This window comes from Marivita sp., assembly GCF_965656765.1.
Lineage (GTDB): Bacteria > Pseudomonadota > Alphaproteobacteria > Rhodobacterales > Rhodobacteraceae > Marivita.
Genome location: NZ_CBFHLV010000002.1, coordinates 40926 through 64047 on the forward strand (window position 1 = coordinate 40926; position 23122 = coordinate 64047).

A 23122-nucleotide genomic window follows, 5' to 3' on the forward strand; every position below is an offset into this window, starting at 1 on the left:
TAAGTCTTCGTTCCCAATTTAATGCTAAGCGCATGGTAGCGAGAACACAACTTTCCCGGTTGGGACTATTCGACGCGAAGGTACCTCGATATACGAGTTACCCTACGTCTCCGCATTTCAAGAATGACGTGAAACCGGGGGATTTCTCGGATTGGATCGAAGCGATCCCCGAAAATTCTGAGATTTCGCTGTATCTTCATGTGCCGTTTTGTCGCCGTTTGTGTTGGTTCTGCGCCTGTAGGACACAAGGTACGGCCAGCGGGGAACCCGTCACAGCCTATGTAGAGACCCTCAAAGATGAGCTGTCACTTCTCAAACGGCACTTGCCGCGTGGCGTGCGCTTGTCGCGACTGCATTGGGGCGGCGGGACGCCGACGCTTTTGTCGCCTGATCACATGCGCGACTTGTCGGAAACGGTACGTGAAACTGCTGATTTTGCCGAAAATTATGAATTCTCGGTCGAAATTGATCCGAACGAGATTGATGCTGCACGTCTGGATGTCCTGTTCAAAAGCGGCATGAATCGCGCGTCCATTGGTGTGCAGGATTTCGATCCCGATATTCAAAAGACGATCGGTCGTGAGCAAAGCTTTGAAACCACGAAACGGGCTGTGGATATGATCCGCGAACGCGGGATTCAAAGTCTGAACGCCGACATCCTGTATGGTCTGCCAGACCAAACACGCAGCAAGATCGTTGATTCGGTTCAAAAGCTCTTGTCGCTCTCGCCGGATCGCGTCGCACTTTACGGCTATGCGCATGTTCCTTGGATGGCCAAACGCCAACAGATGATTCCCTCAGACGCCCTGCCGCGCCCTGATGACCGGTTGGAACTGTTCGAAACGGCGCGCAAACTCTTTGTTTGGGATAATTACGACGAGATCGGCATCGACCATTTCGCCACAAAAGAAGACGGCCTGTCTGTTGCCGCCCGCAACGGCACGCTTCGCCGCAATTTCCAAGGTTACACGGATGACACGTCAGATGTGCTTGTCGGACTTGGCGCTTCGTCGATTTCCAAATTTCCGCAGGGCTATGCCCAAAATGCACCTGGCACGTCGGCCTACACCAAGGCAATCCGAGCACATGAATTCTCGACCGTGCGTGGCCACAGCTTTACCGACGATGACAAGCTCCGCGCGCGGATGATCGAAATGCTGATGTGCGATTTCCGGGTCGATACCGAAGAATTGGTTCGTGACTACAAAACCACGCGCGCCGAACTGCGCAGATTGTTCGACCGGACGAACTCCGAATTCGAACATCTTCTAGAGGTTGACGAGTCCGGCTTGTTCGTGCCGTCCAAAGCGCGGCCGCTGACCCGGATCATCGCGCGTAGCTTTGACGCGTATGATCTGTCGTCAGCAGGGCATAGCTCGGCGATTTAACTCGCCAGATCGAACGCGGCTGCCATCAAGGTCTTGGTGTAGTCCGTCTGCGGGTTGGTAAAGACATCTTCTGCCGACCCGTATTCCACTACGTCGCCGGTGCGCATCACGATCACCTTATGTGACATTGCACGCACAACTTTCAGGTCGTGACTGATGAACAGATACGCCAGATCGTATTTCTGCTGCAGGTCACGCAAGAGGTTCACGATCTGCACCTGAACCGTCATGTCGAGCGCTGACGTCGGTTCATCCAGCACAACGAGCTTGGGGCGCAGCACCATAGCGCGCGCAATCGCAATGCGCTGACGTTGACCACCAGAAAATTCGTGCGGATAGCGGTGCATCGTGGCCGGGTTCAAGCCCACCTCGGTCATTACTTCGGTCACCAGTTCTCGCTGTGTCCGGCCGTCCGGTGACCCATGCACGCCCAGACCCTCGGCAATAATCTGTTCACAGGTCATGCGCGGGCTCAGGCTGCCGAACGGGTCTTGAAACACGATTTGCATTTCGCTGCGCAGCCGTCGCAATTCCCGTGTGGACCAATCACGTACGTTTTGTCCGCGATAGGTGATCCCGCCTTCGGACTGGATCAAACGCATGATTGCCAAGGCCAGTGTCGTCTTGCCGGATCCAGATTCGCCAACGATGCCGACGGTTTCACCCGCGCGCACTGCAATGGTGGCATCATTGACGGCTTTCACATAGCCGACGGTGCGTTTCATAAATCCCTGTTGGATCGGGAACCAGATCTTCAGGCCATCGGTCCGGGCAATCTCTTCTGCGCCGTCTTTGACGGGATTCGGCGACCCGGTCGATTCCGCGCTTAGCAGCATCTGCGTATAGGGGTGTTGCGGGTTGCTGAAAATCTCGCCCGTAGGTCCAGTCTCGACGATCTCGCCATCCTTCATCACACAGACCCGATCGGCGATCTTGCGCACGATCCCAAGGTCATGGGTGATGAACAGCAGGCTCATATCCTCTGCTTCCTTGAGGTCGGCCAGCAATTGCAGGATTTGCGCCTGTATGGTCACATCCAGTGCCGTTGTCGGCTCATCCGCGATCAGCAGCTCGGGCCCGTTCGCAAGCGCCATCGCGATCATCACACGCTGTCTTTGCCCCCCAGACAGCTGGTGTGGATAAGCGCCCAACCGGCTTTCAGGGTCGCGTATCCCGACCTTGTTCAACAATTCGATGATCCGCGCGCGCGCTGAATCACCGGCCAACCCTTGGTGCAGAGCCAGCGATTCCGCCAGCTGCTTTTCCAGTGTGTGCAGCGGATTGAGTGATGTCATCGGCTCTTGGAAGATAAAGCTGATGTCGTTACCGCGGATGCGCCGCAACTGGGCATCATCCGCGCCCACCATTTCTTCGCCGTTGTACAGAACCGATCCCGCAACACGTGCAGAATCCCCTAACAATGACACGGTGGACAAGGCTGTGACCGACTTGCCTGATCCGGATTCGCCCACCAGTGCAACGGTTTCACCCCGTTCAATGGCAAACGACACACCACGCACCGCAGGGACGGTCTGGCCGTCCTGCTGAAACCCAACGCTCAGGTTTGTGACCTCAAGGATATGCTTCATGAAAAGGTCTTTCTCGGGTCAAACGCGTCGCGCACGCCTTCAAAGATAAACACCAGTAGCGACAGCATCAGGGCAAACACAAAGAACGCTGTAAACCCAAGCCATGGGGCCTGCAGGTTTTGTTTGGCTTGAAGTGTCAGTTCGCCCAACGATGGTGACGATGACGGCAGACCGAAGCCAAGAAAATCCAATCCAGCCAAAGTACTGATTGTGCCGGTCACGATAAATGGCAGCATGGTCAGCGTAGCCACCATCGCGTTGGGCAGCATATGACGGAACATGATCGTTGCATTCGATACGCCAAGCGCCTTGGCCGCGCGCACATATTCAAGGTTCCGCGCGCGCAAGAATTCAGCCCTGACCACGCCCACAAGCGCGGTCCATCCGAACAACACCGTAAGGAACACAAGGAGCCAGAAACTTCGCCCCAATATCGCGAACAAAATAATGATGATGTACAGCGACGGGGTTGATGACCAAATCTCGATGATCCTTTGAAAGATTAGGTCGAGCCATCCACCGAAATACCCCTGCAACGCACCCGCAACGATGCCCACAACACTGGCCAAAGCCGTGACGATCAGCGTGAAGACAATGGACAGGCGGAACCCATAAATCACCCGCGCCATGACATCTCGCTTGGTGTCATCTGTGCCAAGCCAGTTTTGCTCGTTCGGGGGCAGGGGGGCCGCACCGGGACGATCTACCGGGGTTTGGTAGTCGTACGGGATCGGCGGCCAAAGCGCCCACCCCTTTTCGAAATCACCATCGGGCACAAAACCCTCATCGACCTGCTGCATCAATCCATCCGGGTCGTCAAAGCATTCCTCAAGACCTCCAGTGCGGATCAAGCACTGCACCTCGGGATCGCGATAGGCGGCCTCAGTTCGGAAATCGCCGCCGAAATCGGTCTCGGCATAGAAGTTGAAGATCGGCGTATAATAGTCCCCGCGATACTGCACGAGGATGGGTTTGTCGTTGGCGATGAACTCGGCCATCAGCGACATCCCGAAGAGCACGCAGAAAATGATAAGCGACCAGAAAGCACGTCGGTTACGCTTAAAGTTGTTCCACCGTCGCTGGTTCAGCGGCGACAATGTGAACCGGCTGCGTACCGGAGCAACGGACATAGCGGGGCTGGGTTCAGTCACGATCTCGCGTTCGTTGGGTTCGGGATTTGCGGCCATCGTTCAGCCCTCCCGCTTTTCAAAGTCGATACGTGGATCGACCAGCACGTACATGAGGTCTGACAGAATACCCACCAAAAGACCGATCAAACCGAACACGAACAGCGTACCAAAAATCACCGGATAGTCGCGTGCGACAGCAGCCTCAAACCCAAGACGTCCCAATCCATCCAGCGAAAAGATCGTTTCGATGATCAGCGATCCCGAGAAGAACACGCCGATGAACACCGCTGGAAATCCAGCGATCACGATCAGCATCGCATTGCGGAACACATGGCCATACAGCACCTTGTTTTCGGCCAGCCCCTTAGCACGCGCGGTTATGACGTACTGCTTTTTGATTTCGTCCAGAAAGCTGTTCTTGGTCAGTAACGTCAGCGTTGCAAACGCCGAAATGGTCGAGGCCAGAACCGGCAGGAAGATGTGCCAGAAGTAATCGGCAATCTTGGCAAAAAACGAAAGCTGGTCCCAATTGTCTGACGTCAGTCCCCGCAGCGGGAAGATCTGATAATATGATCCGCCCGCAAACAGCACGAGCAGAAGGATCGCAAACAAGAAGCCCGGGATCGCATAGGCCACGATAATCGCTGCCGATGTGTATGTGTCGAAAGCTGTGCCATCCTTGACTGCTTTACGAATGCCCAACGGGATCGATACGATATAGGCGATGATTGTTGACCACAGGCCAAGTGAGATCGACACCGGCATCTTTTCCAACACCAACTCCATCACGCCTATTGACCGGAAATAGCTCTCTCCGAAATCAAGTCGTAGATAGTTCCACATCATCATGCCGAACCGCTCAACGACGCCGATCATTTCTTTCTCGCAAGCCGGTTCTTCGATGCTCGGTGTGCCGGTAAACCCGTCTTCACAGACGATCCGCGCAAATCCGAAATCGACCTCAAGCTGCTCAAGAAACTCGGGCGGCAAACCACGGCTCCCGGCGTATTGCTCGCTCTCGTCAGCAGCGGCGACGCCTGCATCCCCGGACCCGGCAAAGCCTTCAAAGACATCACCTTCGCCCTCGAACTGGGCAATATACTGCTCAATCGGCCCACCCGGAACAAACTGGGTAAGCGAGAAGTTGACGATCATGATCCCAAGCAACGTGGGAATGATCAGCAGCAGTCGTCTGAGGATATAGGCGCCCATATCAGTTGAGCGCGCCGCTTGCTCTCAGTGCCTCGGCCTTGTCCTCGTTCACCCACCACAGGTCCAGGTAGCCCAAATCGTAGGGCGGCAGGTTTTCCGGGAACTCGTACATGTCATAGGCTGCGACCCAGTGATCCGCGATGTACCCGGTCGGGATCACAAAGAACTCATGCCGAAGTGCCCGGTCGAGTGCCATCAGCGCAGTGTCGGTATCTTCCTGCGTTTCGGTCGTGAAAGATGCCTCTAGGATCGCGTCCACCAAGGGGCTGGCAAGACCGGCCGGGTTGAACAGGCTGAACTCAGCTTCTTGCGACCCATACATCTGTGTCAGGCCACCGCCCGTAGACAGGAACGCGCCATAGCGGGTCGAATACAGCATGTCATAGTCGCGGTCGCGACGGCGATTTGTGTATTGCGATGGGTCCACCTTTTCGAGGTTCACCGCGATGCCAAGCTGCTCGAGATTCTGAGCATAGGTTTCGTGCATCGCATCTACAGAATCCTGAATGTTGGTCGGATAGAGCATGGTGATCGACAAAGTCTGGCCTTCGGCATTGCGCCTGATGCCATCATCACCAACCGCCCAACCCGCATCTTCGAGCAAGCCAGATGCACGACGCATATTACCACGGTCGTTCAGGCGACTGCCGTTGGATTCGTGGAACATCCGCACCGGTTCCGAAAGCACTTCTGCAGGGACGACGTCACCCAGCGATTGCAGAAACTCAAGCTCTGCTCCGGTTGGGATATCCTTGGCCTCAATCGGTGTGCCTTGGACAAAAGAACTGCGCGGCGAATAAAGCCCGAACAGCAACGACTCGTTGGTCCATTCAAAGTTAAATGCCAGAGCAACCGCCTCCCGTACGCGCCGATCCTGGAATTGCGGCTTGGCGAGGTTGAAAACAAACCCTGTCGGGTTCGGGGGGGATCCATCCGGCAACTCGTATTTCGCGACCGCACCGCTGTCGATTTTGGGGAAATTATAGGAACTCGCCCAAAGTTTCGGATCGCTTTCGATTCGAATGGTGTATTCACCCGCCTTGAATGCCTCAAAGGATGCAGTCTGGTCCGAGAAGTATTCGATCCGGATGCTTCCGTGATTGTGCCGTCCCTTGTTGAATGGCAGATCCTTGCCCCAATAGTCATCTCGCAGCTTGTATACGATCTGCCGGTTGATGTCGTAGCTCTCAAGCTTGTACGGCCCGGACCCAACAGCCACTTCCAAACGCGGCTCATCCAGCCGTCGGCTTTCGTCGGCTTCAAACCACGCTTTTGAAAAAATCGGTGTGTTGCCCACGGTTTCGATCCGGCTGCGTTTGGTCAGCTCCGGATTGAAGGTGAACTTGACCCTGTGATCATCCAACGCCTCCGCGCCGGTGACCATGCGACCCACGGCCTGCGCATAGGACGGCAATCCTTGCTCGATAAACAGGCGATGGCTGTAGACCACATCTTCGGCCGTCACAGGTGTGCCATCCCAAAACGTCGCTTCGGGACGCATGTGGAAAATCACCCAGTCGCGGCTTTCGGGATATTCGATCGTGTGCGCAACCACGCCATAGTATTGGCCAACGCCATCCGCGGTGGTTTCAATCAGTTGGTCATATTGAATTGACGTCAACGCCCCAGCGCGCCCTTTGCGCGAATAGGGGTTGAGACTGTCGAACGTACCAGATGCACCTAACGCGATCTCGCCACCTTTGGGCGCATCGGGGTTCACATAGTTCAGATGCTCGTAATCTGCGGGGTAATCAAGATTGCCGAAGTACGAATACCCATGCGACTCGATCACCTCTTCATGGCTCTCTGCGCGGGTTTGACTGGCCGCAAAAGCCATCGTCAAAGCCATTAATCCGCTGATCGTCAGCTTGCGAAACGTCGTCCGGTGCAACGCCCTAGTGGCGATCTGTTGGTGCATCATGCCTAAAACCCCTTTGCCTCCGCCTTTGCATCATACTCTGTATGTAAGCTAAAGAACGATTTCGCCCACATTCAAGGTTCTATTGCACCGACGGTCCCCAAAGAGCGGGTCAAAAACGCAATTGTGAAAAAGAAAAAGCCGCCACCCATGGGGGCAGCGGCTGTCAAAACTTGATGTTTGGGCCGATCAGTCGCCGATCGTATCCAGATAGGCGATCAGGTTGGCGCGGTCTTCCGGCTTGTTGAGACCGGCAAAGCCCATCGACGTGCCAGGCGCCCAGCCGCGCGGATTTTCAAGGAACCCGTTTAGGTTCTCGGGTGTCCAAACTTCGGCGACTTCGGACAGTGCGCCGGAGTATCCGAACCCTTCTGCGACGCCAATTTCCCGGCCGACGACGTTATAGAGGTACGGACCAGCCGCGTTTTCGCCAGCTTCAAGCTTGTGACAGGCGCGGCACTTGCCAAAGACGCGCTCGCCTTTGCCCACATCCGCTGATGCCAGAAGCGTTTCAAAATCAACTTCCTCTGCGGCTTCAGCCGTCTCGTCGCCTTCACCTGTGTCGATCACGTAAACCGCAACCTCTTCACCATGGCTGCCACCCACATGGTAAAGTGTCTCTGCGGCCCATTTGCCCAGAAGAAAGATCAAGAGCGCGCCACAAAAGCTGCCGACGATCTTAGTAAAGGTCATTGTATCCAACATTGTGTGCGTACCCGTCCGCTAGTGTTTCTTGCGTGTCGCGCGGGTATCTATTGCTTCCCCTTGACCAAGGCAAGGTGTAGAAGCCGCGACCAAACGCCCGTCGGGCCAGAAATCCGGAGTCCGCATGACCAACGCCATCGCATTTCAGGGGGAACTGGGCGCTTATTCCCATGAGGCGTGCCGCGATGCCCGTCCCGATATGGACGCGCTGCCCTGCCGCACCTTTGAAGACGTGATCGAGGCGGTGCAAATCGGAAAAGCTGACCTTGCGATGCTGCCTGTAGAAAACACGATCTACGGTCGCGTGGCCGACATCCACCGCCTCTTGCCCAAAAGCGGGCTCAAGATCATCGACGAAGCCTTCGTGCGGGTTCACATCAACTTGCTCGCGGTGCCGGGCACCCGCCTGGAAGAAGTGACCGAAGCGCATTCCCATCTCGTACTTCTGCCACAATGCGCGACCTTCCTGTCGCAACACGGCATCCGGGGGCGCGTGAACGCCGACAATGCCCGTGCGGCCCGCGAAATCTCTGAACGCGGTGACAAACACGCCGCCGCTCTGGCCAGCGAATTGGCAGGTGAGATCTATGGGCTCGACGTTCTGGCGCGCCATATCGAAGACACCGACAGCAACACGACACGCTTTCTGCTGATGAGCCGTGACGGCGACCAAACCCGTCGAGGCGATCACGGTATGATGACCACCTTCGTCTTCCAGGTCCGCAACATTCCCGCGGCGCTCTACAAAGCGATGGGCGGCTTTGCGACCAATGGCGTCAACATGACCAAACTGGAAAGCTACATGGTCGACGGCTCGTTCACCGCCACGCAGTTCTATGCCGACATCGAAGGGCACCCCGACGATCCGTCCGTCGCACTTGCGCTTGAAGAACTCGACTACTTCACAGACATGCTCAACATCCTTGGCACCTATCCGCGCGATCCAAGACGGGATTAGTGGCTCTGTGAAGGTCAGCAATGCGGACAAAGTGAGCTTTCGCTGCATCTGCGCGAATAGAAGCTCTCGTAGACTTCGATTGTCCAAGACCACCGATGTGCATTGGCACAAGCATCAGATTCCATGTACGATCCGACCTTAGAAATTACCGCCTACCAAGGGTTGCAGTTTGTCCGTCATTTGCTTTGTTTTGGGATCGCTCCTCCGGGAGTGTATCCCTCTAGAAGACCGATCCGGTTTCTACACCTTGGAAACTAGAGGGCAATCAGTGCAGACATGTCGCAGACAAGAGGGCAACGAGGTTTGTGCTTGGTTAGAGCATTTCGAGTTGCGGCGGTTTTACTCTAAGCAGCGGAAACAGGAATTGTATAAGGGCGTCTACCTGATCGAAGGCCGCTCGATCCGCACTATAGACGGCCATTCCGCGTCTTTAACTTTCGAGTGGAGCGGCCCAGAAGCGATGCTGACTGATGACGTAGTCACAACGCATTCTGACATATTTCGCGACTTAAAGACAGAGCTCGAAAGCTATGGGATCGGAGAAATAAGCCGTATGGGTTTTGCTGCTACGCCGGAGAATTTTGGAGTATTCCTCGAATTGCTCCCTGACGAAAACTTGGGCTTGGTTGGGGCAGCGACATGCAGCAGTCCAGATACAGGCGCTGTATCGGGGCGGATATTTGTTGAAAATTATCCTAGCCTTGACGCAATGCTGCAATGCCTGTCTAAAAACTGAACGAAGCTTGGCGACCCTGCCGTAAGTCCGGACCTTCGTGCGCACCGCAACATCGGTCAAAGTGGGCTCAAACCAGCCATTCGGTTTTGCGCGTTAACGCGACTTTATTGGTTTGCAAACTTTAACGCGCCGTTAACCGAGTTTGCAAAGTTAGGTCCGGTTCGGACGTATTGTTTCGCGTGCGAAACATTTCGTAGGGGCCGTGCTTGCACGCACTGCCTTTAAATCAATAACCCCGCCGCCCCTTCGTGCCGCAACAACCAAACCTTGGTTTCAATCCCACCATCCCCGGAATAGCCACCCAAACCGGTTGCGCCAAGAACCCGGTGGCAGGGGATCAAGATGGCCACCGGATTGCCTCCGCACGCTTGCCCAATCGCCTGCGCGGGCGCTCCAAGCTGTGTGGCCAGATCGCCATAGGTGCGGGTGTCCCCAAACGGAATAGCGCTCATTGCGGCGCAGACCGTGCGTTGGAAGTCGGAACAGGTTAGCCGGATTGGCACCGTGAAATCCTGCCGTTTCCCTGCGAAATACTCTGTAAGCTGACCGGCGGCTTGGAGCAAAATTGGTGTTCCGTCCTTCCTTCCGTCGCGCCATTCCAAACCCGTTATCCCGATTTGATCTGCCAAAAGGGTCAATGGACCAATGGGTGATGCCAGACTCTGTTCAAAGCGGCTCATGGCTTTAATCCCAAACGGATCGGGCCTTTGGCCGTGGTGGGATCGACCGGTGCGCCTTTTTGCGTGGCCTGCAAGGGCAGCGTTGAGGCAACCCTCCGAACGTCAGGCATCAAAGGACGCCAATCGTCCGAAAGACGTCGCGCAGCCTCAGACGGGCAGAAGGTTTTGTCTGGCCCTCGTGCGTGAGCAAGAGCCATCAGCACCCCGGCGATCGCGTCATCGCCGGGGGTATGTTTGCTGTCGCTCAGCCCAACGCCTTGTTGCAGCGCCCGCATGTACCGGGATGGGTGTGTGTGCCGACGTCCGGCAGGATCTTCCAGCACCGCTGACATTTCTCGCCATCGGCCTTTTCGAACACCACGCCCACGCCGTCGACTTCAGGCAAACGGAACGCCTCGGCCGGTGCCGGATCGCCGGAAAGGCTGATCGCTGAAGTGATGCATAGGTCGTCGAAATTCACCGACTTCAAAGCGGCCAGCATTTCAGCGTCTTCGATATGCACAACCGGTGCCGCTTCAAGCGATGCGCCGATCACCTTGTCGGTTCGTTGAACTTCCAAAGCAGCCGTCACAGCACGACGGGCGCGACGCACCTGTGCCCATTTCGCAGCGAGCGCATCGTTGCGCCAGTCGGCTGGGGTTTCGGGGATGTCCTGAAGGTGGATTGAGCTTTCCTCTCCCGGGAACCGGTCAAGCCAGACGTCTTCCATTGTGAACACCAGCACCGGAGCCAGCCAAGTCGTCAGGCGGTGGAACAGGATATCCATCACCGTCCGCGCCGCCCGGCGGCGTTCGGTGTCGCCGTCGCAATACAAAGCGTCCTTGCGGATGTCGAAGTAGAAGGCCGAAAGCTCCACCGTGCAGAAGTTGAACAACTGCTGGAACACGCCTTGGAAATCGTAGGAATCGTAGCCGTTGCGCACGACCTCATCCAGTTCCGCCAGACGGTGCAGAACATAGCGCTCCAACTCGGGCATGTCCGCAGGCTCAACGCGGTCCGACTCCTCGAAATGGGACAACGCCCCCAGCATATAGCGCATCGTGTTGCGCAAACGGCGGTAGCTGTCGGCCACACCTTTCAGGATTTCCGGCCCGATCCGCAGGTCGGCGGTGTAATCCGCCTGAGCCACCCACAGGCGCAGGATATCGGCACCGTACTGTTTGGTCACGTCCTCGGGGGCCACCGTGTTGCCCAAGGACTTGGACATCTTGTTGCCCTTCTCATCCAGCGTGAACCCGTGGGTCAGCACGCCTCTGTACGGCGCACGGCCCTGCGTGCCGCAGGACTGCAGCATTGAGGAATGGAACCAGCCGCGGTGCTGGTCGGTCCCTTCGAGGTAGAGATCAGCCAAGCCATCCTCGGATCCGTCCTCGCGGTCGCGCAGGACGAAGGCGTGGGTGGAACCTGAGTCGAACCACACATCCAGAATATCGAACACCTGTTCCCATTCTTCTGGGTTGTAGTCGTTGCCCAGGAACCGCTCTTTCGCGCCGGGCTTGTACCACGCATCCGCGCCTTCGGCTTCGAACGCTTCCAAGACCCGCTTGTTGACCGTTTCGTCGCGCAACAGGAAGTCGTCATCCGTCGGCAACGCGCCTTTCTTGACGAAACAGGTTAGCGGAACGCCCCAAGCGCGTTGGCGCGACAGCACCCAGTCAGGCCGCGCTTCGATCATGGAATACAAGCGGTTGCGCCCGGTCTGTGGCGTCCATTTGACCAGCTGGTCGATGGAGGTCAGGGCGCGGTCGCGGATTGTCTTGCCATAGGTGTCTTGCCCGTCGCCAACTTCCTTGTCGATGGCGGCAAACCACTGCGGCGTGTTGCGGTAGATCACCGGAGCCTTGGAGCGCCACGAGTGCGGATAGCTGTGGGTCATGCGACCGCGTGCCAGCAGACCACCAGCTTCGACCAGTTTGTCGATCACGGCGGTGTTGCCCTTGCCTTCTTTGCCTTTGTGGTCGAGCACTTTAAGGCCCGCAAAAAATGGCACATGTGGTAGAAATTCGGATTCTTCCCCCACATTGTGTGTCATCCGGTCCATCCAGTTGCGCGCAACGAAAGCGTCGTAATCTTCCTGACCATGGCTGGGGGCGGTGTGCACAAAGCCAGTACCTGCGTCGTCGGTGACATGATCACCGTCGATCATTGGGACGTCGTAATCCCAGAACCCGTCCGCACCGTCGAGGCCGCGCAGCGGGTGGGCGAGGGTCAGCGCACCCAGTTCATCGGCAGACACGTCACGAAGACGACGATACATTGAAGGCTCAAGTCGGGCTTTGGACAACACCTCTTCGGCCAAAGTATCAGCCAGTAAGTAGCGGTCTCCGATGAGCGCCCAGCATTCTTCGGGTCGGCCCGTCACTTCGTACAAACCGTAGGCGATGTCTTTACCGTAGGCGACCGCCTTGTTGGACGGGATCGTCCACGGGGTCGTCGTCCAGATCACCACCTTGGCGCTGGCCAAATCGGCGGTGACAAGCCTTTGGTCCGCATGCGGGAAATCCCCGCCATCGTCGATAAGCGGTTCGACCACTTTAAACGGCACCCAGATCGTATGGGACTTGTGATCGTGGTATTCGATCTCGGCCTCGGCCAGCGCGGTCTTTTCAACCGGTGACCACATCACGGGCTTGGACCCTTGATAGAGCGTGCCATTCATCAGGAACTTCTGGAATTCCTCGGCGATGATCCGTTCGGCGCGGAAATTCATCGTCAGGTACGGATTGTCCCACGTCCCGGTGATACCCAGACGTTTGAATTCATCGCGCTGGATGTCGATCCAGCCTTCAGCAAATTCGCGGCATTCCTGGCGGAACTCGACGACATCGACATCGTCTTTGTTCTTGCCTTTGGAACGGTACTTTTCCTCGATCTTCCATTCAATGGGCAGGCCGTGGCAATCCCAGCCGGGGATATAGCGCGCGTCGCGGCCCATCATCTGCTGGGAACGCACCACCATATCCTTGAGGATCTTGTTCAGCGCGTGGCCGATATGCAGATGCCCGTTGGCATAGGGAGGGCCATCATGCAGGGTGAAGGGCTGGCGACCGTTGGCTTTCTCGCGCAGGCGGTCGTAGACGCCGATCTTGGCCCACTTCTCAAGCCATTCTGGCTCGCGCTTGGGCAGGCCAGCGCGCATTGGGAAATCGGTTTTCGGCAGGTTCAACGTGTCTTTGTAGTCAGGTGTTTCGGCGCACATTTGGGGCGTCCTCGGTATTCGGATCAGGGATATGTGAGAGGATCGGCGCGGGTGTCCATACGCCTTGTCCCGGCGGCTCGTGGTGTCAGAGCGCCGGGCATATAATTCGAATAATGATCGCGAATATTTGCGTCATGGCGGGCGTTATAGGAGTGACGAGGGCAGACGTCCAGACGGATCAGATATTGAACAGGGTTCCGACAAAATAGGCGATAGAGGCGGCGATTCCGCCAATTAGCAGGGTCTCAAGTCCAGAGCGCCACCACGGGGACAGTGACCACTTGGATTTGTAAGCGCCAATTCCAAAGAACGTGGCGAGCGTCAGAATGGTCGAAATGCGGAATGCGTCGGTTATTCCAACCAGAAACGGCAAGAGCGGGATCATCCCAGCCGCGAGGAACGCCAGAAACGTGGCCCATGCCGCATTGAGCGGGTGTGGATCGACCGAGGCCAATCCGTATTCGCCTTCGAGCATGAGCTGCACCCATTGTTCATGGTTCTGCGAGATTTGTTCTACCGCGCCTTCGAGCGCATCACCGGAAAGCCCTTTGCGGCGAAGGATTTCGCGCAGTTCACTTCGTTCGCCTTCTGGGTATTTGCGAATGTGCCGCTCTTCGACCTCGCGTAGTCGCCGGGCATCGTCGAGTTCGGCCTTAGTGCCCGAATAATTGCCAGCAGCTATCGAGAATCCGTCGGCCAGCACGTTAGCGATGCCAAGTGCGATGATGACCCAGGGTGACAGACCAGCCCCTGCCACGCCTGCCACGATCGCAAATGTGGTTACGGAGCCGTCAATGGCCCCGTAGACGATATCGCGCAGATAGCCACGCCCGGCAGGCGCGTCGATGCGGGCTTCGATTTCAGCTTGGCTGTGGCCGTGGTCGCCGGGGCTCTGATCCATTCTCAGAAGTATGCGGCGAAACCAAAAAGCCGACAATGCGCTGGATCAAGTGCTGGTTTAACGTCCTTTGGTGCTGATCAATCCGCTGAGCGCGGTTTTGACGATTGACCTGACAGAGGGACGTTTGCCGCTGGCAAAGGGCAGGGGGCGGCAGACCTCGATTGCGGCAACACCGACGCGGGCTGTAAGCGCGCCATTGACCAGACCTTCGCCAAAGCGCCGCGAGAGTTTGCCAAGGATGCTTCCACCAAGGATGGGTTCGAGCATGTCGTCGCCCACGGCGACTGCACCTGTCGCGACAAGGTGCGAGAGCACCGCGCGGGTCAGTCGCCAGCTTCCTAGAGTTCCGGAACGCCCGCCATAGATTTCGGCAATGCGGCGGATCATGCGAATGTTGGAGCCTAACGCGGCGACCACGTCGGCAAGCGCCAGAGGGACGAGGGCCGTGACAGTAGCGACCTGGCGTGCGGCGGCTTCGACCTCGCGCCGAGCGGCTTGATCCAGAGGTCCGAGGAGTTCGTGATCCGCCAATGCGATCAGGGCGGAGGCGTCGAACATATCGGCCTCGCGGTCCTTCAGCTTTTCACGACCCCATTTGGTGTCGTCGCGCGATGCATAGAGGCCAGTAAGGTCTTTGATAACACTTCGGGCAGCGGTCAGGTCTTCGCTCGCAAGCGCTGCATCCGCGTCATGCTGGATGCGGTCGATGCGGCCAAGCCGGGCAAAGGCCGACAGTTCTTTGATCACGATCAGCAGAACGACCAGCAAGAACAGCCCGAACAGTGCTGCGACCGCGTAGCCGAGATAGACGTTTTGTGTCACCAGATTGGTCAGGAAGTTCCACGCAGCAACCGATGCGACCGTGGTGATGAGCAGCAACAGTAGCGACCAGAACCAACGCGCCAACCGTGATACGGGGCGTGCGGCGAGGGCCGCCGCAGTGGTCATCGCTTGCCCAGTGGGAGCTGGTTCCAGCATTTCGGGTACGGGCGGCGCCTCGGCCGGGGTTGGCGCGGGGGCATCGTCATCAAGATCGAACAGGACCGGGCCTTTGGCTTTGGTCATGAGGGTGTCCTTTGCCAATGATAGCGGATGTCGGGCAGACCTTCGTCGTTTCCTGCACCGTCGGTGCGTTCGACCTCGGTAAAACCGTGACGTTCGTAAAAGACCTGCGCGCGGGTGTTGGCCTGAAAGGTCCAAAGCGTCAGGTGGTCTTCGTGCAGCTTTGCGTCAGTGAGGAGTCTTGAGCCTACTCCGTGACCGCGGACGGCAGGAGAGATGTAGAGCGCGTGAATATCGTCGCCCTCGCGTGCGAGAAACCCTATGACCTCAGTGGTTTCTGACACGGTGACCCATCCCCGATCCACCATCATTGCGGCATGAGCGATGTCTTCGGCACGGGTGTGAACGCGCGGCATCCACGGGGTTTCATCGATCCATGCCGAAAGGATCGCACCGACGCGACCTGCATCCAGGGGATGTGCAGGACGTAGCACCGTCATAGGCGATCCCCGATCAGGAACTGTGCCGCGCGGTCGAGACGGATATGGGGCGGGCCTTCACCGGGTTTTAGGCTGAGTTTGGCAGGGGCAAAACGCATGATCTGATAGTCTTGGTCGAGCCATTTCTCGGCCCCGTCGCGCGCTGGACCAAGAAGGTGCGTCGGGTCCTGCGGCAGTTCGCCGGGGTAGAATGCAGCCTGTTTGCCACTGTCCAACAGTGTTCCGCGCACGCAGCCAAGTTCGCTCCCCTGATGCGCGCGCATTTCTTCGACCGTGGCGCGCAAGGATGCAATAGACATGGCGCTGGTCTTGGCCCCTGCGAATTGCGCGCGATCACGGGCATCGCGGGTCAGCGCCTCCATGATCGCGGTCAGGCGGGCGTGCTGGGTGTGGTGTAGGTGATCGGCCTTGGTGGCGGCAAAGAGGATTTTTTCCACCCGTTTGCCAAGCAATAGCTGACTGAGAAAGGCGTTCTGCCCCGGGCGGAAAGCGCCGAGGATATCAGCCATCGCTTGCCGCATGTCCTCAACTGCTTGGGGGCCTGCATGGATTGCGCCCAAAGCGTCGACCAAAACGACTTGACGGTCGATCTTGGCAAAATGATCCCGGAAAAACGGTTTTACAACTTGGCTTTTGTAGGCCTCGAACCGGCGTTCCATCTCGCGGGCGAGTGATTTTCGCGGCGCGTCGTGGGTTGCTGGCAAGGGCGCGAAGGTCAGCACGGGGCTACCGGCCAAGTCGCCGGGCAGAAGGAAACGGCCTGGCGTACAGTCGGAGAACCCGGCCTGTCGCGCGGCTTTCAGATAGGCGGTGAAGCTGGCGGCGAGGCTTTGCGCGCGTGGTTCATCAAGTGGTGCGGTGGCATCCTCGGTGCGCGCCTGTGCCAGGTAATCCTGAGCTGTGTCACGGTTTGCGATGCGCTTAAGGGTTTCTTCAGACCATTGGCTGTAGGTTTTTTCCAGCAAACCCAGATCAAGCAACCACTCACCGGGATAATCCACAATGTCGAGATGTATGGTCCGTGGTCCTTGAAGACCCGATAAAAGCCCCGATGGGCGCACCTTAAGGGACAGGCGCAATTCGCTGATGGTGCGCGTGCTGTCAGGCCAGTGAGGGTCACGCGCTGTCAGGTCGCCCAGATGGGATTCGTAGTCAAAGCGCGGTAACGTGTCGTCCGGCTGTGGCTGTAGATAGGCCGAAAGGATACGCCCTTCGCTTTGCGCCAAAACGCCCGGCATACGCCCACGATCCATCAGGTTCGCGACCAGTGACGTGATGAAAACGGTCTTTCCCGACCGCGCTAGTCCAGTCACACCAAGCCGGATCACAGGCTCAAAGAACGTGCCCGATACCGTATCGGTGACGTTTTCGATGCCGCGGGTTAGGGTATCGGCGATGGTGGAAATGACCAAGGGCGGCCTCTTTTCATTGCGTTGCTGTCAGAGATAGAGGCGAGTGGCCGGGGATACCAGTGCAGCGTAAGGGGGATTGTTTGGCGCAAATCGTCAGGCTAAGCGGTGCGCATGCCCAGATATGCCCTTAGAGTCGAATACGATGGCGCGCCTTTCGCTGGCTGGCAAAGGCAAGCCGATCAGCCGTCAGTGCAGGGCGCGATCGAGGCCGCCTTGGCCCAACTACAGCCTGGTGCCCATACGATTGCGGCGGCAGGGCGAACGGATGCAGGAGTGCACTCGCGCGGTCAGGTCTGCCACTGCGATCTGGCCAGGGATTGGTCGCCGTTTCGATTGTCAGAGGCTTTGAACTATCATCTCAAGCCCTTGCCCGTGGCAATTGTGGATGCGGCAGCGGTTGCTGACGACTGGCACGCGCGGTTTTCGGCCCTGGAGCGGCGGTATTTATTCAGGCTTGTGTCACGCCGAGCGCCGTTGACGTTGGAAGCCGGGCAGGTGTGGCAGGTCAAGCAAGAATTGGTGTTGGAGCGGATGCAGGAGGCGGCCCAACACCTAATCGGTCTGCATGACTTTACGACGTTCCGGTCGACCATGTGTCAAGCGGCGTCACCCGTCAAAACACTGGATGCATTGGATATCACGCAGATTGAGACGGATTGGGGCAGCGAGTTTCAGTTCCGTCTGCGCGCGCGGTCATTTCTGCACAATCAGGTGCGTAGTTTTGTCGGGACGCTTGAGCGGGTCGGGTCAGGTGCGTGGGAACCTGTGGACATAAAGCATGCCTTGGAGGCGCGGGATCGCGCTGCATGTGGCCCGGTTAGCCCGCCGCAAGGGCTTTACCTGATGAGTGTTGGGTATCTCGATGATCCCTTCTACACCTGACTGCATCGCGCCGTGCGGGGCGTATCACCGAGGTGCAGATTTTCAAAAAATCTGTCTGGGGCGCTGCCGAAGGCACCCAGATTTTTTGAAACGGAGAAGAATAAGGCTTGTTTTGCAGGCCGTTTTGTCTGATGAGCCGTAACATGACAAAATTGAATGATATCCGACGAGACATCTGATCTTGCCCAGCCGCCCCTGATTGTGGGCGATCCGTCATTTGTCTGAATTCACCATCCTTTCCGTTGACTTGGCCCGCGCCGCTTGGCACGGCTTGGGCTTCTAAAAATGAGGTTTCCTATGATCCCCTCTGTCTTGCCGACTTATTCCCGCGCGCCGCTTCATTTTGTGAAAGGCGAAGGCACTTGGCTGATCGAGGCGGATGGGCGACGCTTTCTAGATTTGGGGGCAGGCATCGCAGTGAACGCGCTGGGCCATGCACACCCGGCACTGGTGCAGGCTTTGACAACACAGGCGCAGAACCTTTGGCATGTGTCGAACCTCTATGAGATTCCTCAGCAGCAGGCATTGGCCGACAAACTGGTCGCGACGAGCTTTGCCGACACGGTGTTTTTTACCAATTCAGGGACCGAGTCCTGCGAATTGGCGGTGAAGATGGCGCGTAAGTATTGGTACGAGAAAGGCCATCCAGAAAAGACAACGATCATTGCTTTTGACGGCTCGTTCCATGGTCGGTCCTCGGCCGGAATTGCTGCGGCTGGCTCCGAGAAAATGACCAAGGGTTTTGGGCCAATCCTGCCGGGCTTTAAGCATGTGGGTTGGGGTGATCACGACGCGCTGCATGGCGCGATTGATGACACAGTCGGGGCGATCCTAATTGAGCCGGTTCAGGGTGAGGGCGGTATTCGGCCTTTGCCGGATCAGTGCCTTAAGGGGCTACGTGCGCTTTGCGATGAAAAAGGCATCCTATTGATTCTTGACGAAGTTCAGTGCGGTGTGGCGCGCACCGGGCGGCTGTTTGCACATGAATGGGCCGGGGTGACGCCAGACATCATGATGGTGGCCAAGGGCATTGGAGGTGGATTTCCGTTGGGCGCAGTTCTGGCGACCGAAGAGGCGGCGTCAGGCATGACGGCTGGCACACATGGTTCGACTTACGGGGGCAACCCGTTGGCCTGCGCCGTGGGCTGTGCAGTGATGGACATTGTCACGGACCCGGACTTCCTTGCGGCGGTCAATTCCCGCGCGGGATTCTTGCGGCAAAAGCTGGAAGGGTTGATCGCGGCACACCCGGATGTCTTTGAAAGTGTACGGGGAACAGGTTTGATGCTAGGCGTCAAATGTAAAGTCGCGCCGATTGATGTGGTCAAAGCAGGCTATGAATGTGGTGTGATCACAGTGCCCGCCGCCGACAATGTTGTGCGTCTTTTGCCACCGCTCAACATCAGTGAAGACGAGATTTCAGAGGCCGTGAACCGGCTTGATTTCGCAGCGGACGCGGTCCGCGAGGCGATGAGCTGAGGACATGAACATGAAACATTTTCTGGATATTCACAAAACCGATGCAGGTGATCTGCGGCAGGTGATCGATCAGGCCATGGCCATGAAAGACCAGCGCAACGGCCGCCCAAAAGGGGCGCCCGATGACACGCAGCCGCTGGCTGGGCGAATGGTTGCTTTGATCTTTGAAAAGCCGTCGACGCGGACAAGGGTGTCTTTTGATGTCGGCGTTCGTCAGATGGGTGGACAAACGATGGTGTTGTCCGGGTCTGATATGCAATTGGGCCACGGTGAAACCATTGCTGACACCGCACGCGTGATGAGCCGCTATGTGGACCTCATTATGATCCGGACGTTCGATGAAGCGGTGCTTGAAGAGATGGCAGAATATGCTTCGGTTCCCGTGATCAATGGGCTGACCGACCGCACGCATCCCTGCCAGATCATGGCCGATGTGATGACCTATGAAGAGCATCGCGGGCCGATCAAAGGCAAGAAAGTCGTATGGTGCGGCGACGGAAACAACGTTTGTGCATCCTTCCTGCATGCGGCGGCACAGTTCGGGTTTGATTTCACCTTTACCGGACCTGTGCAGCTTGATCCTGAAATGGAATTTGTTGGGCTTGCGCGGAATGCAGGGGTGTCCGTCACCATTGAGCGTGACCCATTCAAAGCAGTCGAGGGCGCTGATCTGGTTGTGGCTGATACTTGGGTCAGCATGCATGATGCGCAGTCTGCCAAGGAACGGCGTCACAATATGCTTCGGTCTTTTCAGGTGAACGAGGCATTAATGGGCCACGCAAAACCGGACGCCTTGTTTATGCATTGTCTGCCCGCGCATCGTGGGGAAGAAGTGACCTCAGAGGTAATGGACGGTCCGCAATCCGTGATCTTTGACGAGGCGGAGAATCGTCTTCACGCACAGAAGGCAATCATGCGCTACTGCCTTGGGGTATAGACCGGGGTAAGAGCGGACACTGCGGCTCCTTGGTTTTTCTGACACGCAGATTATCTGCGTTGGTCGGCCTCAGCCGCCCGCAGGCGTTGACGTGCCGGTTGCGGGATCGACGAGGAATGTACGCCCGCGTAAGTCTTCGACCTCGATCATATTGCCGGACAGAGCGATGCGCTTCATCGGGATCATGTTGCGCCCGCCACCGGGAAGAAAAGGGTCTACCGGATCGGGATGTGTATAGACTTGGGCAAGCCAGATAACCTCGCCCGACGCGATGTTCGTGGCCCGCATCCATCCGGTGACATCTTTTGCGTCCAGAGGGAGGCCGGACACAGCCGGTTCGTATCGTATACCATTCGATACAAGGGCATCGACAGCGGGTGGAGGAACATGGCTGGCTCCAGAACCGGGCAGGTGTTGGCTCATTTTGTTGGTTTCCTTGTCAGACGAGGGACTCTGCGGGTCAGGTGCGCTGCCCGCCCAAAGGGCGACCGCGACTGTGGTCACGATCAGCAAAATACCCGCGGCGAAAGAGGCTGGCCGCGATATCATGGCTTAGGATTGAGCGCGACATTGCGTTCGGAGTTTGTCAACATCCCGGCCGCATCGACGGCAAAGAACGCCCAGCTGTCCGCATTGTTCATCGCGTATTCAGTGTGAAAACTGGCCTTGCGCGGCTTGATGCCCTGCGGATGCCAAGAATAGCGCGGATGTGCATCGCCGGGCACGGTCACATCGTCGGTGTTAAGCTGCGAATGGGTCAGTTCGTGTATTAGGATGCGGGCCCAGTTCTTGGACCCTTCCAGCGTGTTGCCTTTGCCGAAAAACGCCTTTTCGATATAGATGACGTTCAAGCGCTGACCGCCAAGACGGTAGGCAAAGGCTTCGCTGTTTTCCCAATTTCCATCGCCCCGGACGGTCGGGTCGTCTGTGAGAACCATGCGTCCGCTGTTACAGGCGCGAGAAATTTTCTGGAATCCAGTGGATAGGCGCAACGCAAGCGCTGAGATATCTGCGTCAGACTGGTGATCTTCGTCCGCGAACCACCGCTGAATCAGTTTTCGTCCAATCGTATTGGCACCAACAGAATGGCAGACAACATTCGCTTTCTGAGACCAGGCAAGGGCCTTCTGGGAAGCGTGTTGAAGGTTCTTCAGGTCGCTTTTTGAGTGGTACTCGTTGATGTCCTTGAGCTTGGTCGAGAGTGATGCTTCATTGGCATGTTCAAATTCGCCTGTCGCCCAGTTACGATAGGATTTCGGCAGGGATAGTGCCCAAGCGTCATGTCCGCCAAATCTCGACAAGAGGTGGAGATGCCTAAGAGTCTTAAGAGCGGCGGCTTTCTTGTTCTTGGTCGCACCGGTGCCGGAGAGGTCGAGAATTCCGTTGGCCTCGCGGTCCTTGTCCAGTCCGAAAATCCGTTTGAAAAGACCGCGCTTGCACTGTTCGCGCAGTGTGTCGAGGGCTGCGGCATGACCGGCGGCCGGGCCAGACGTTTCCATCAGTAGGATCAGATCGTCGATCAGTTTCTGCTCTTCTCCGCTCAGCTTGTCAGTGTTGCTGGAGATCGCTAGGTTCGCTTTAACTCGATCGTATTCATCGGTGAATTTCGACGGCATAATTGGGTTCCTTTAATGCAAGTACATAGCCTGACAGTCAGAGCGGATACTTTTTCGCCAGAAGGAAGAGCGCGACCAAAAAACTGGTCAGAACTCACAACCACTAATCATAATGGTACACTTAACCCGCTTCGCTCCATCTCGTCAGGTGCGGTTTAGCACAATAAATTGACTTAGCGTCAGGGTGCGTCCAAATGGGACGTCGCGCAAGTATTTTGTTGGACCGGTCGCCTTCGAACAAGACGCGCTCAGGGCACGTTGTCGATTCCCGATCCGCCCCAAGGTTGGCAGCGGGCTATGCGTTTGGCGGCGAGCCAGCTGCCTTTGATGCCGCCGTGTTTCTGCAACGCCTCTAGCGCGTATGCGGAACAGGTGGGATGATATCTGCAGTTGTGACCGACCCATGGGCTAAAGATCAGGCGATAAGCTTTGATCGGTAGGGCAAGGGTCCAGGCGAGGGGGGTCATGTCTGTGCGTGGATTTTGCGCAAGGCGTAGGTCAGATCGCCTTTGAGCGCGGTGAAGTCGCGGTCGATGGTCACGCCGGGCCGTCCGACCAACACGTAATCCCAGCCAGGTTTTGCGCCCTGCAAAAGCACGTCAGCGACCACAGCGCGCAGGCGGCGCTTGGCGCGGTTGCGTGCGACTGCATTGCCGATTTTCTTGGAGCAGGTGTAGCCGACGCGGATTGTTGGGTCGTCATCCTTGCGGTCCCGGGCCTGAACCAACATGCCATCAGTGCCACGCCGAAGGGCCCGAGCCGCGCGAAGAAAATCAGCGCGGTGACGAAGGACAGTGACCGTTGAACATGACAACACCGCCGGAGGCGTTGTTCCCCTTGTGTCCAAGGAGGCCTCCGGCGGTGTCATGTCAGTCTAC

General features: G+C 57.2%; 21 protein-coding genes. 5 read left to right on the top strand and 16 right to left on the bottom strand.

Annotated elements, in window-relative coordinates; translation table 11 throughout:
* The first annotated feature begins 32 nt into the window (after window positions 1–32).
* Window positions 33–1388: an oxygen-independent coproporphyrinogen III oxidase gene (gene hemN, locus ACTG4M_RS01175; RefSeq protein WP_439121800.1), complete on the top strand. Its 1356-nt coding sequence runs from the start codon at window positions 33–35 to the stop codon at window positions 1386–1388.
* Here hemN and ACTG4M_RS01180 read toward each other — a convergent pair.
* The 5 genes from ACTG4M_RS01180 to ACTG4M_RS01200 all read right to left on the bottom strand — a co-directional run bounded on the left by ACTG4M_RS01180 (window position 1385) and on the right by ACTG4M_RS01200 (window position 7942).
* Complete coding sequence (locus ACTG4M_RS01180; RefSeq protein WP_439121801.1) at window positions 1385–2977, bottom strand: ABC transporter ATP-binding protein; 1593 nt, start codon at window positions 2975–2977, stop codon at window positions 1385–1387. The two genes, hemN and ACTG4M_RS01180, sit on opposite strands and share 4 nt — an antisense overlap.
* Entirely contained in the window at window positions 2974–4107 is a 1134-nt protein-coding gene (locus ACTG4M_RS01185; protein WP_439121894.1) for an ABC transporter permease, read from the bottom strand. The genes ACTG4M_RS01180 and ACTG4M_RS01185 overlap by 4 nt, the downstream gene beginning before the upstream one ends.
* Window positions 4108–4167: 60 nt before the next feature.
* On the bottom strand, window positions 4168–5319 hold the full coding sequence (locus tag ACTG4M_RS01190) for a microcin C ABC transporter permease YejB (RefSeq protein ID WP_439121802.1): 1152 nt from the start codon (window positions 5317–5319) through the stop codon (window positions 4168–4170).
* Window position 5320: 1 nt separating this feature from the next.
* Complete coding sequence (locus tag ACTG4M_RS01195; protein WP_439121803.1) at window positions 5321–7240, bottom strand: extracellular solute-binding protein; 1920 nt, start codon at window positions 7238–7240, stop codon at window positions 5321–5323.
* A gap of 186 nt (window positions 7241–7426) precedes the next feature.
* On the bottom strand, window positions 7427–7942 hold the full coding sequence (locus tag ACTG4M_RS01200) for a c-type cytochrome (RefSeq protein ID WP_439121804.1): 516 nt from the start codon (window positions 7940–7942) through the stop codon (window positions 7427–7429).
* Window positions 7943–8066: 124 nt separating this feature from the next.
* Between ACTG4M_RS01200 and ACTG4M_RS01205 the strand changes: the two genes are divergently transcribed.
* Window positions 8067–8900 carry a prephenate dehydratase gene (locus tag ACTG4M_RS01205; protein WP_439121805.1) on the top strand — a complete coding sequence of 278 codons (834 nt, stop codon included), beginning with the start codon at window positions 8067–8069 and terminating at the stop codon, window positions 8898–8900.
* Window positions 8901–9857: 957 nt separating this feature from the next.
* On the opposite strand, the gene ACTG4M_RS01210 is transcribed toward ACTG4M_RS01205, so the two are convergent.
* The 7 genes from ACTG4M_RS01210 to ACTG4M_RS01240 form a co-directional block, all read right to left on the bottom strand.
* Complete coding sequence (locus ACTG4M_RS01210; RefSeq protein WP_439121806.1) at window positions 9858–10316, bottom strand: methylated-DNA--[protein]-cysteine S-methyltransferase; 459 nt, start codon at window positions 10314–10316, stop codon at window positions 9858–9860.
* Window positions 10313–10591: a DUF3253 domain-containing protein gene (locus ACTG4M_RS01215; RefSeq protein ID WP_439121807.1), complete on the bottom strand. Its 279-nt coding sequence runs from the start codon at window positions 10589–10591 to the stop codon at window positions 10313–10315. Before ACTG4M_RS01215 ends, ACTG4M_RS01210 begins: the two co-directional genes overlap by 4 nt.
* Entirely contained in the window at window positions 10561–13515 is a 2955-nt protein-coding gene (gene ileS, locus ACTG4M_RS01220; protein WP_439121808.1) for an isoleucine--tRNA ligase, read from the bottom strand. Before ileS ends, ACTG4M_RS01215 begins: the two co-directional genes overlap by 31 nt.
* 178 nt (window positions 13516–13693) lie before the next feature.
* On the bottom strand, window positions 13694–14416 hold the full coding sequence (locus ACTG4M_RS01225; protein WP_439121809.1) for a VIT1/CCC1 transporter family protein: 723 nt from the start codon (window positions 14414–14416) through the stop codon (window positions 13694–13696).
* A gap of 57 nt (window positions 14417–14473) precedes the next feature.
* Window positions 14474–15481, bottom strand: a complete 1008-nt coding sequence (locus ACTG4M_RS01230) for a YcjF family protein (protein WP_439121810.1) — start codon at window positions 15479–15481, stop codon at window positions 14474–14476.
* Window positions 15478–15918: a GNAT family N-acetyltransferase gene (locus tag ACTG4M_RS01235; protein WP_439121811.1), complete on the bottom strand. Its 441-nt coding sequence runs from the start codon at window positions 15916–15918 to the stop codon at window positions 15478–15480. The genes ACTG4M_RS01230 and ACTG4M_RS01235 overlap by 4 nt, the downstream gene beginning before the upstream one ends.
* Entirely contained in the window at window positions 15915–17330 is a 1416-nt protein-coding gene (locus tag ACTG4M_RS01240) for a YcjX family protein (RefSeq protein WP_439121812.1), read from the bottom strand. Before ACTG4M_RS01240 ends, ACTG4M_RS01235 begins: the two co-directional genes overlap by 4 nt.
* Window positions 17331–17441: 111 nt before the next feature.
* Between ACTG4M_RS01240 and truA the strand changes: the two genes are divergently transcribed.
* From truA to argF, 3 genes are all read left to right on the top strand, one after another.
* Window positions 17442–18212 (top strand): tRNA pseudouridine(38-40) synthase TruA, encoded by a 771-nt coding sequence (gene truA, locus ACTG4M_RS01245; RefSeq protein WP_439121813.1) that lies wholly within the window; start codon window positions 17442–17444, stop codon window positions 18210–18212.
* Window positions 18213–18509: 297 nt separating this feature from the next.
* Entirely contained in the window at window positions 18510–19691 is a 1182-nt protein-coding gene (locus tag ACTG4M_RS01250) for an aspartate aminotransferase family protein (protein ID WP_439121814.1), read from the top strand.
* Window positions 19692–19701: 10 nt separating this feature from the next.
* The gene (gene argF, locus ACTG4M_RS01255) at window positions 19702–20628 is read left to right on the top strand and encodes an ornithine carbamoyltransferase (protein ID WP_439121815.1); all 927 of its coding nucleotides are present in this window, start codon (window positions 19702–19704) and stop codon (window positions 20626–20628) included.
* A 69-nt stretch (window positions 20629–20697) separates the two neighbouring features.
* Here the strand turns inward: argF and ACTG4M_RS01260 are convergent, their stop codons facing one another.
* The 4 genes from ACTG4M_RS01260 to rnpA form a co-directional block, all read right to left on the bottom strand.
* Complete coding sequence (locus ACTG4M_RS01260) at window positions 20698–21051, bottom strand: hypothetical protein (RefSeq protein WP_439121816.1); 354 nt, start codon at window positions 21049–21051, stop codon at window positions 20698–20700.
* A 122-nt stretch (window positions 21052–21173) separates the two neighbouring features.
* Window positions 21174–22244 (bottom strand): M35 family metallo-endopeptidase, encoded by a 1071-nt coding sequence (locus ACTG4M_RS01265; RefSeq protein WP_439121817.1) that lies wholly within the window; start codon window positions 22242–22244, stop codon window positions 21174–21176.
* A 248-nt stretch (window positions 22245–22492) separates the two neighbouring features.
* Complete coding sequence (gene yidD, locus ACTG4M_RS01270; RefSeq protein ID WP_439121818.1) at window positions 22493–22711, bottom strand: membrane protein insertion efficiency factor YidD; 219 nt, start codon at window positions 22709–22711, stop codon at window positions 22493–22495.
* Window positions 22708–23112: a ribonuclease P protein component gene (rnpA, locus tag ACTG4M_RS01275; protein WP_439121819.1), complete on the bottom strand. Its 405-nt coding sequence runs from the start codon at window positions 23110–23112 to the stop codon at window positions 22708–22710. The genes yidD and rnpA overlap by 4 nt, the downstream gene beginning before the upstream one ends.
* Window positions 23113–23122: the final 10 nt, after the last annotated feature.

Bases quoted from the DNA above. Each gene is read 5' to 3' on its own strand.
- hemN (WP_439121800.1), top strand. From the start codon at position 33: ATGGTAGCGAGAACACAACTTTCCCGGTTGGGACTATTCGACGCGAAG.
- ACTG4M_RS01180 (WP_439121801.1), bottom strand. From the start codon at position 2,977: ATGAAGCATATCCTTGAGGTCACAAACCTGAGCGTTGGGTTTCAGCAG.
- ACTG4M_RS01185 (WP_439121894.1), bottom strand. From the start codon at position 4,107: ATGTCCGTTGCTCCGGTACGCAGCCGGTTCACATTGTCGCCGCTGAAC.
- ACTG4M_RS01190 (WP_439121802.1), bottom strand. From the start codon at position 5,319: ATGGGCGCCTATATCCTCAGACGACTGCTGCTGATCATTCCCACGTTG.
- ACTG4M_RS01195 (WP_439121803.1), bottom strand. From the start codon at position 7,240: ATGATGCACCAACAGATCGCCACTAGGGCGTTGCACCGGACGACGTTT.
- ACTG4M_RS01200 (WP_439121804.1), bottom strand. From the start codon at position 7,942: ATGTTGGATACAATGACCTTTACTAAGATCGTCGGCAGCTTTTGTGGC.
- ACTG4M_RS01205 (WP_439121805.1), top strand. From the start codon at position 8,067: ATGACCAACGCCATCGCATTTCAGGGGGAACTGGGCGCTTATTCCCAT.
- ACTG4M_RS01210 (WP_439121806.1), bottom strand. From the start codon at position 10,316: ATGAGCCGCTTTGAACAGAGTCTGGCATCACCCATTGGTCCATTGACC.
- ACTG4M_RS01215 (WP_439121807.1), bottom strand. From the start codon at position 10,591: ATGCGGGCGCTGCAACAAGGCGTTGGGCTGAGCGACAGCAAACATACC.
- ileS (WP_439121808.1), bottom strand. From the start codon at position 13,515: ATGTGCGCCGAAACACCTGACTACAAAGACACGTTGAACCTGCCGAAA.
- ACTG4M_RS01225 (WP_439121809.1), bottom strand. From the start codon at position 14,416: ATGGATCAGAGCCCCGGCGACCACGGCCACAGCCAAGCTGAAATCGAA.
- ACTG4M_RS01230 (WP_439121810.1), bottom strand. From the start codon at position 15,481: ATGACCAAAGCCAAAGGCCCGGTCCTGTTCGATCTTGATGACGATGCC.
- ACTG4M_RS01235 (WP_439121811.1), bottom strand. From the start codon at position 15,918: ATGACGGTGCTACGTCCTGCACATCCCCTGGATGCAGGTCGCGTCGGT.
- truA (WP_439121813.1), top strand. From the start codon at position 17,442: ATGCCCAGATATGCCCTTAGAGTCGAATACGATGGCGCGCCTTTCGCT.
- ACTG4M_RS01250 (WP_439121814.1), top strand. From the start codon at position 18,510: ATGATCCCCTCTGTCTTGCCGACTTATTCCCGCGCGCCGCTTCATTTT.
- argF (WP_439121815.1), top strand. From the start codon at position 19,702: ATGAAACATTTTCTGGATATTCACAAAACCGATGCAGGTGATCTGCGG.
- ACTG4M_RS01260 (WP_439121816.1), bottom strand. From the start codon at position 21,051: ATGAGCCAACACCTGCCCGGTTCTGGAGCCAGCCATGTTCCTCCACCC.
- ACTG4M_RS01265 (WP_439121817.1), bottom strand. From the start codon at position 22,244: ATGCCGTCGAAATTCACCGATGAATACGATCGAGTTAAAGCGAACCTA.
- yidD (WP_439121818.1), bottom strand. From the start codon at position 22,711: ATGACCCCCCTCGCCTGGACCCTTGCCCTACCGATCAAAGCTTATCGC.
- rnpA (WP_439121819.1), bottom strand. From the start codon at position 23,112: ATGACACCGCCGGAGGCCTCCTTGGACACAAGGGGAACAACGCCTCCG.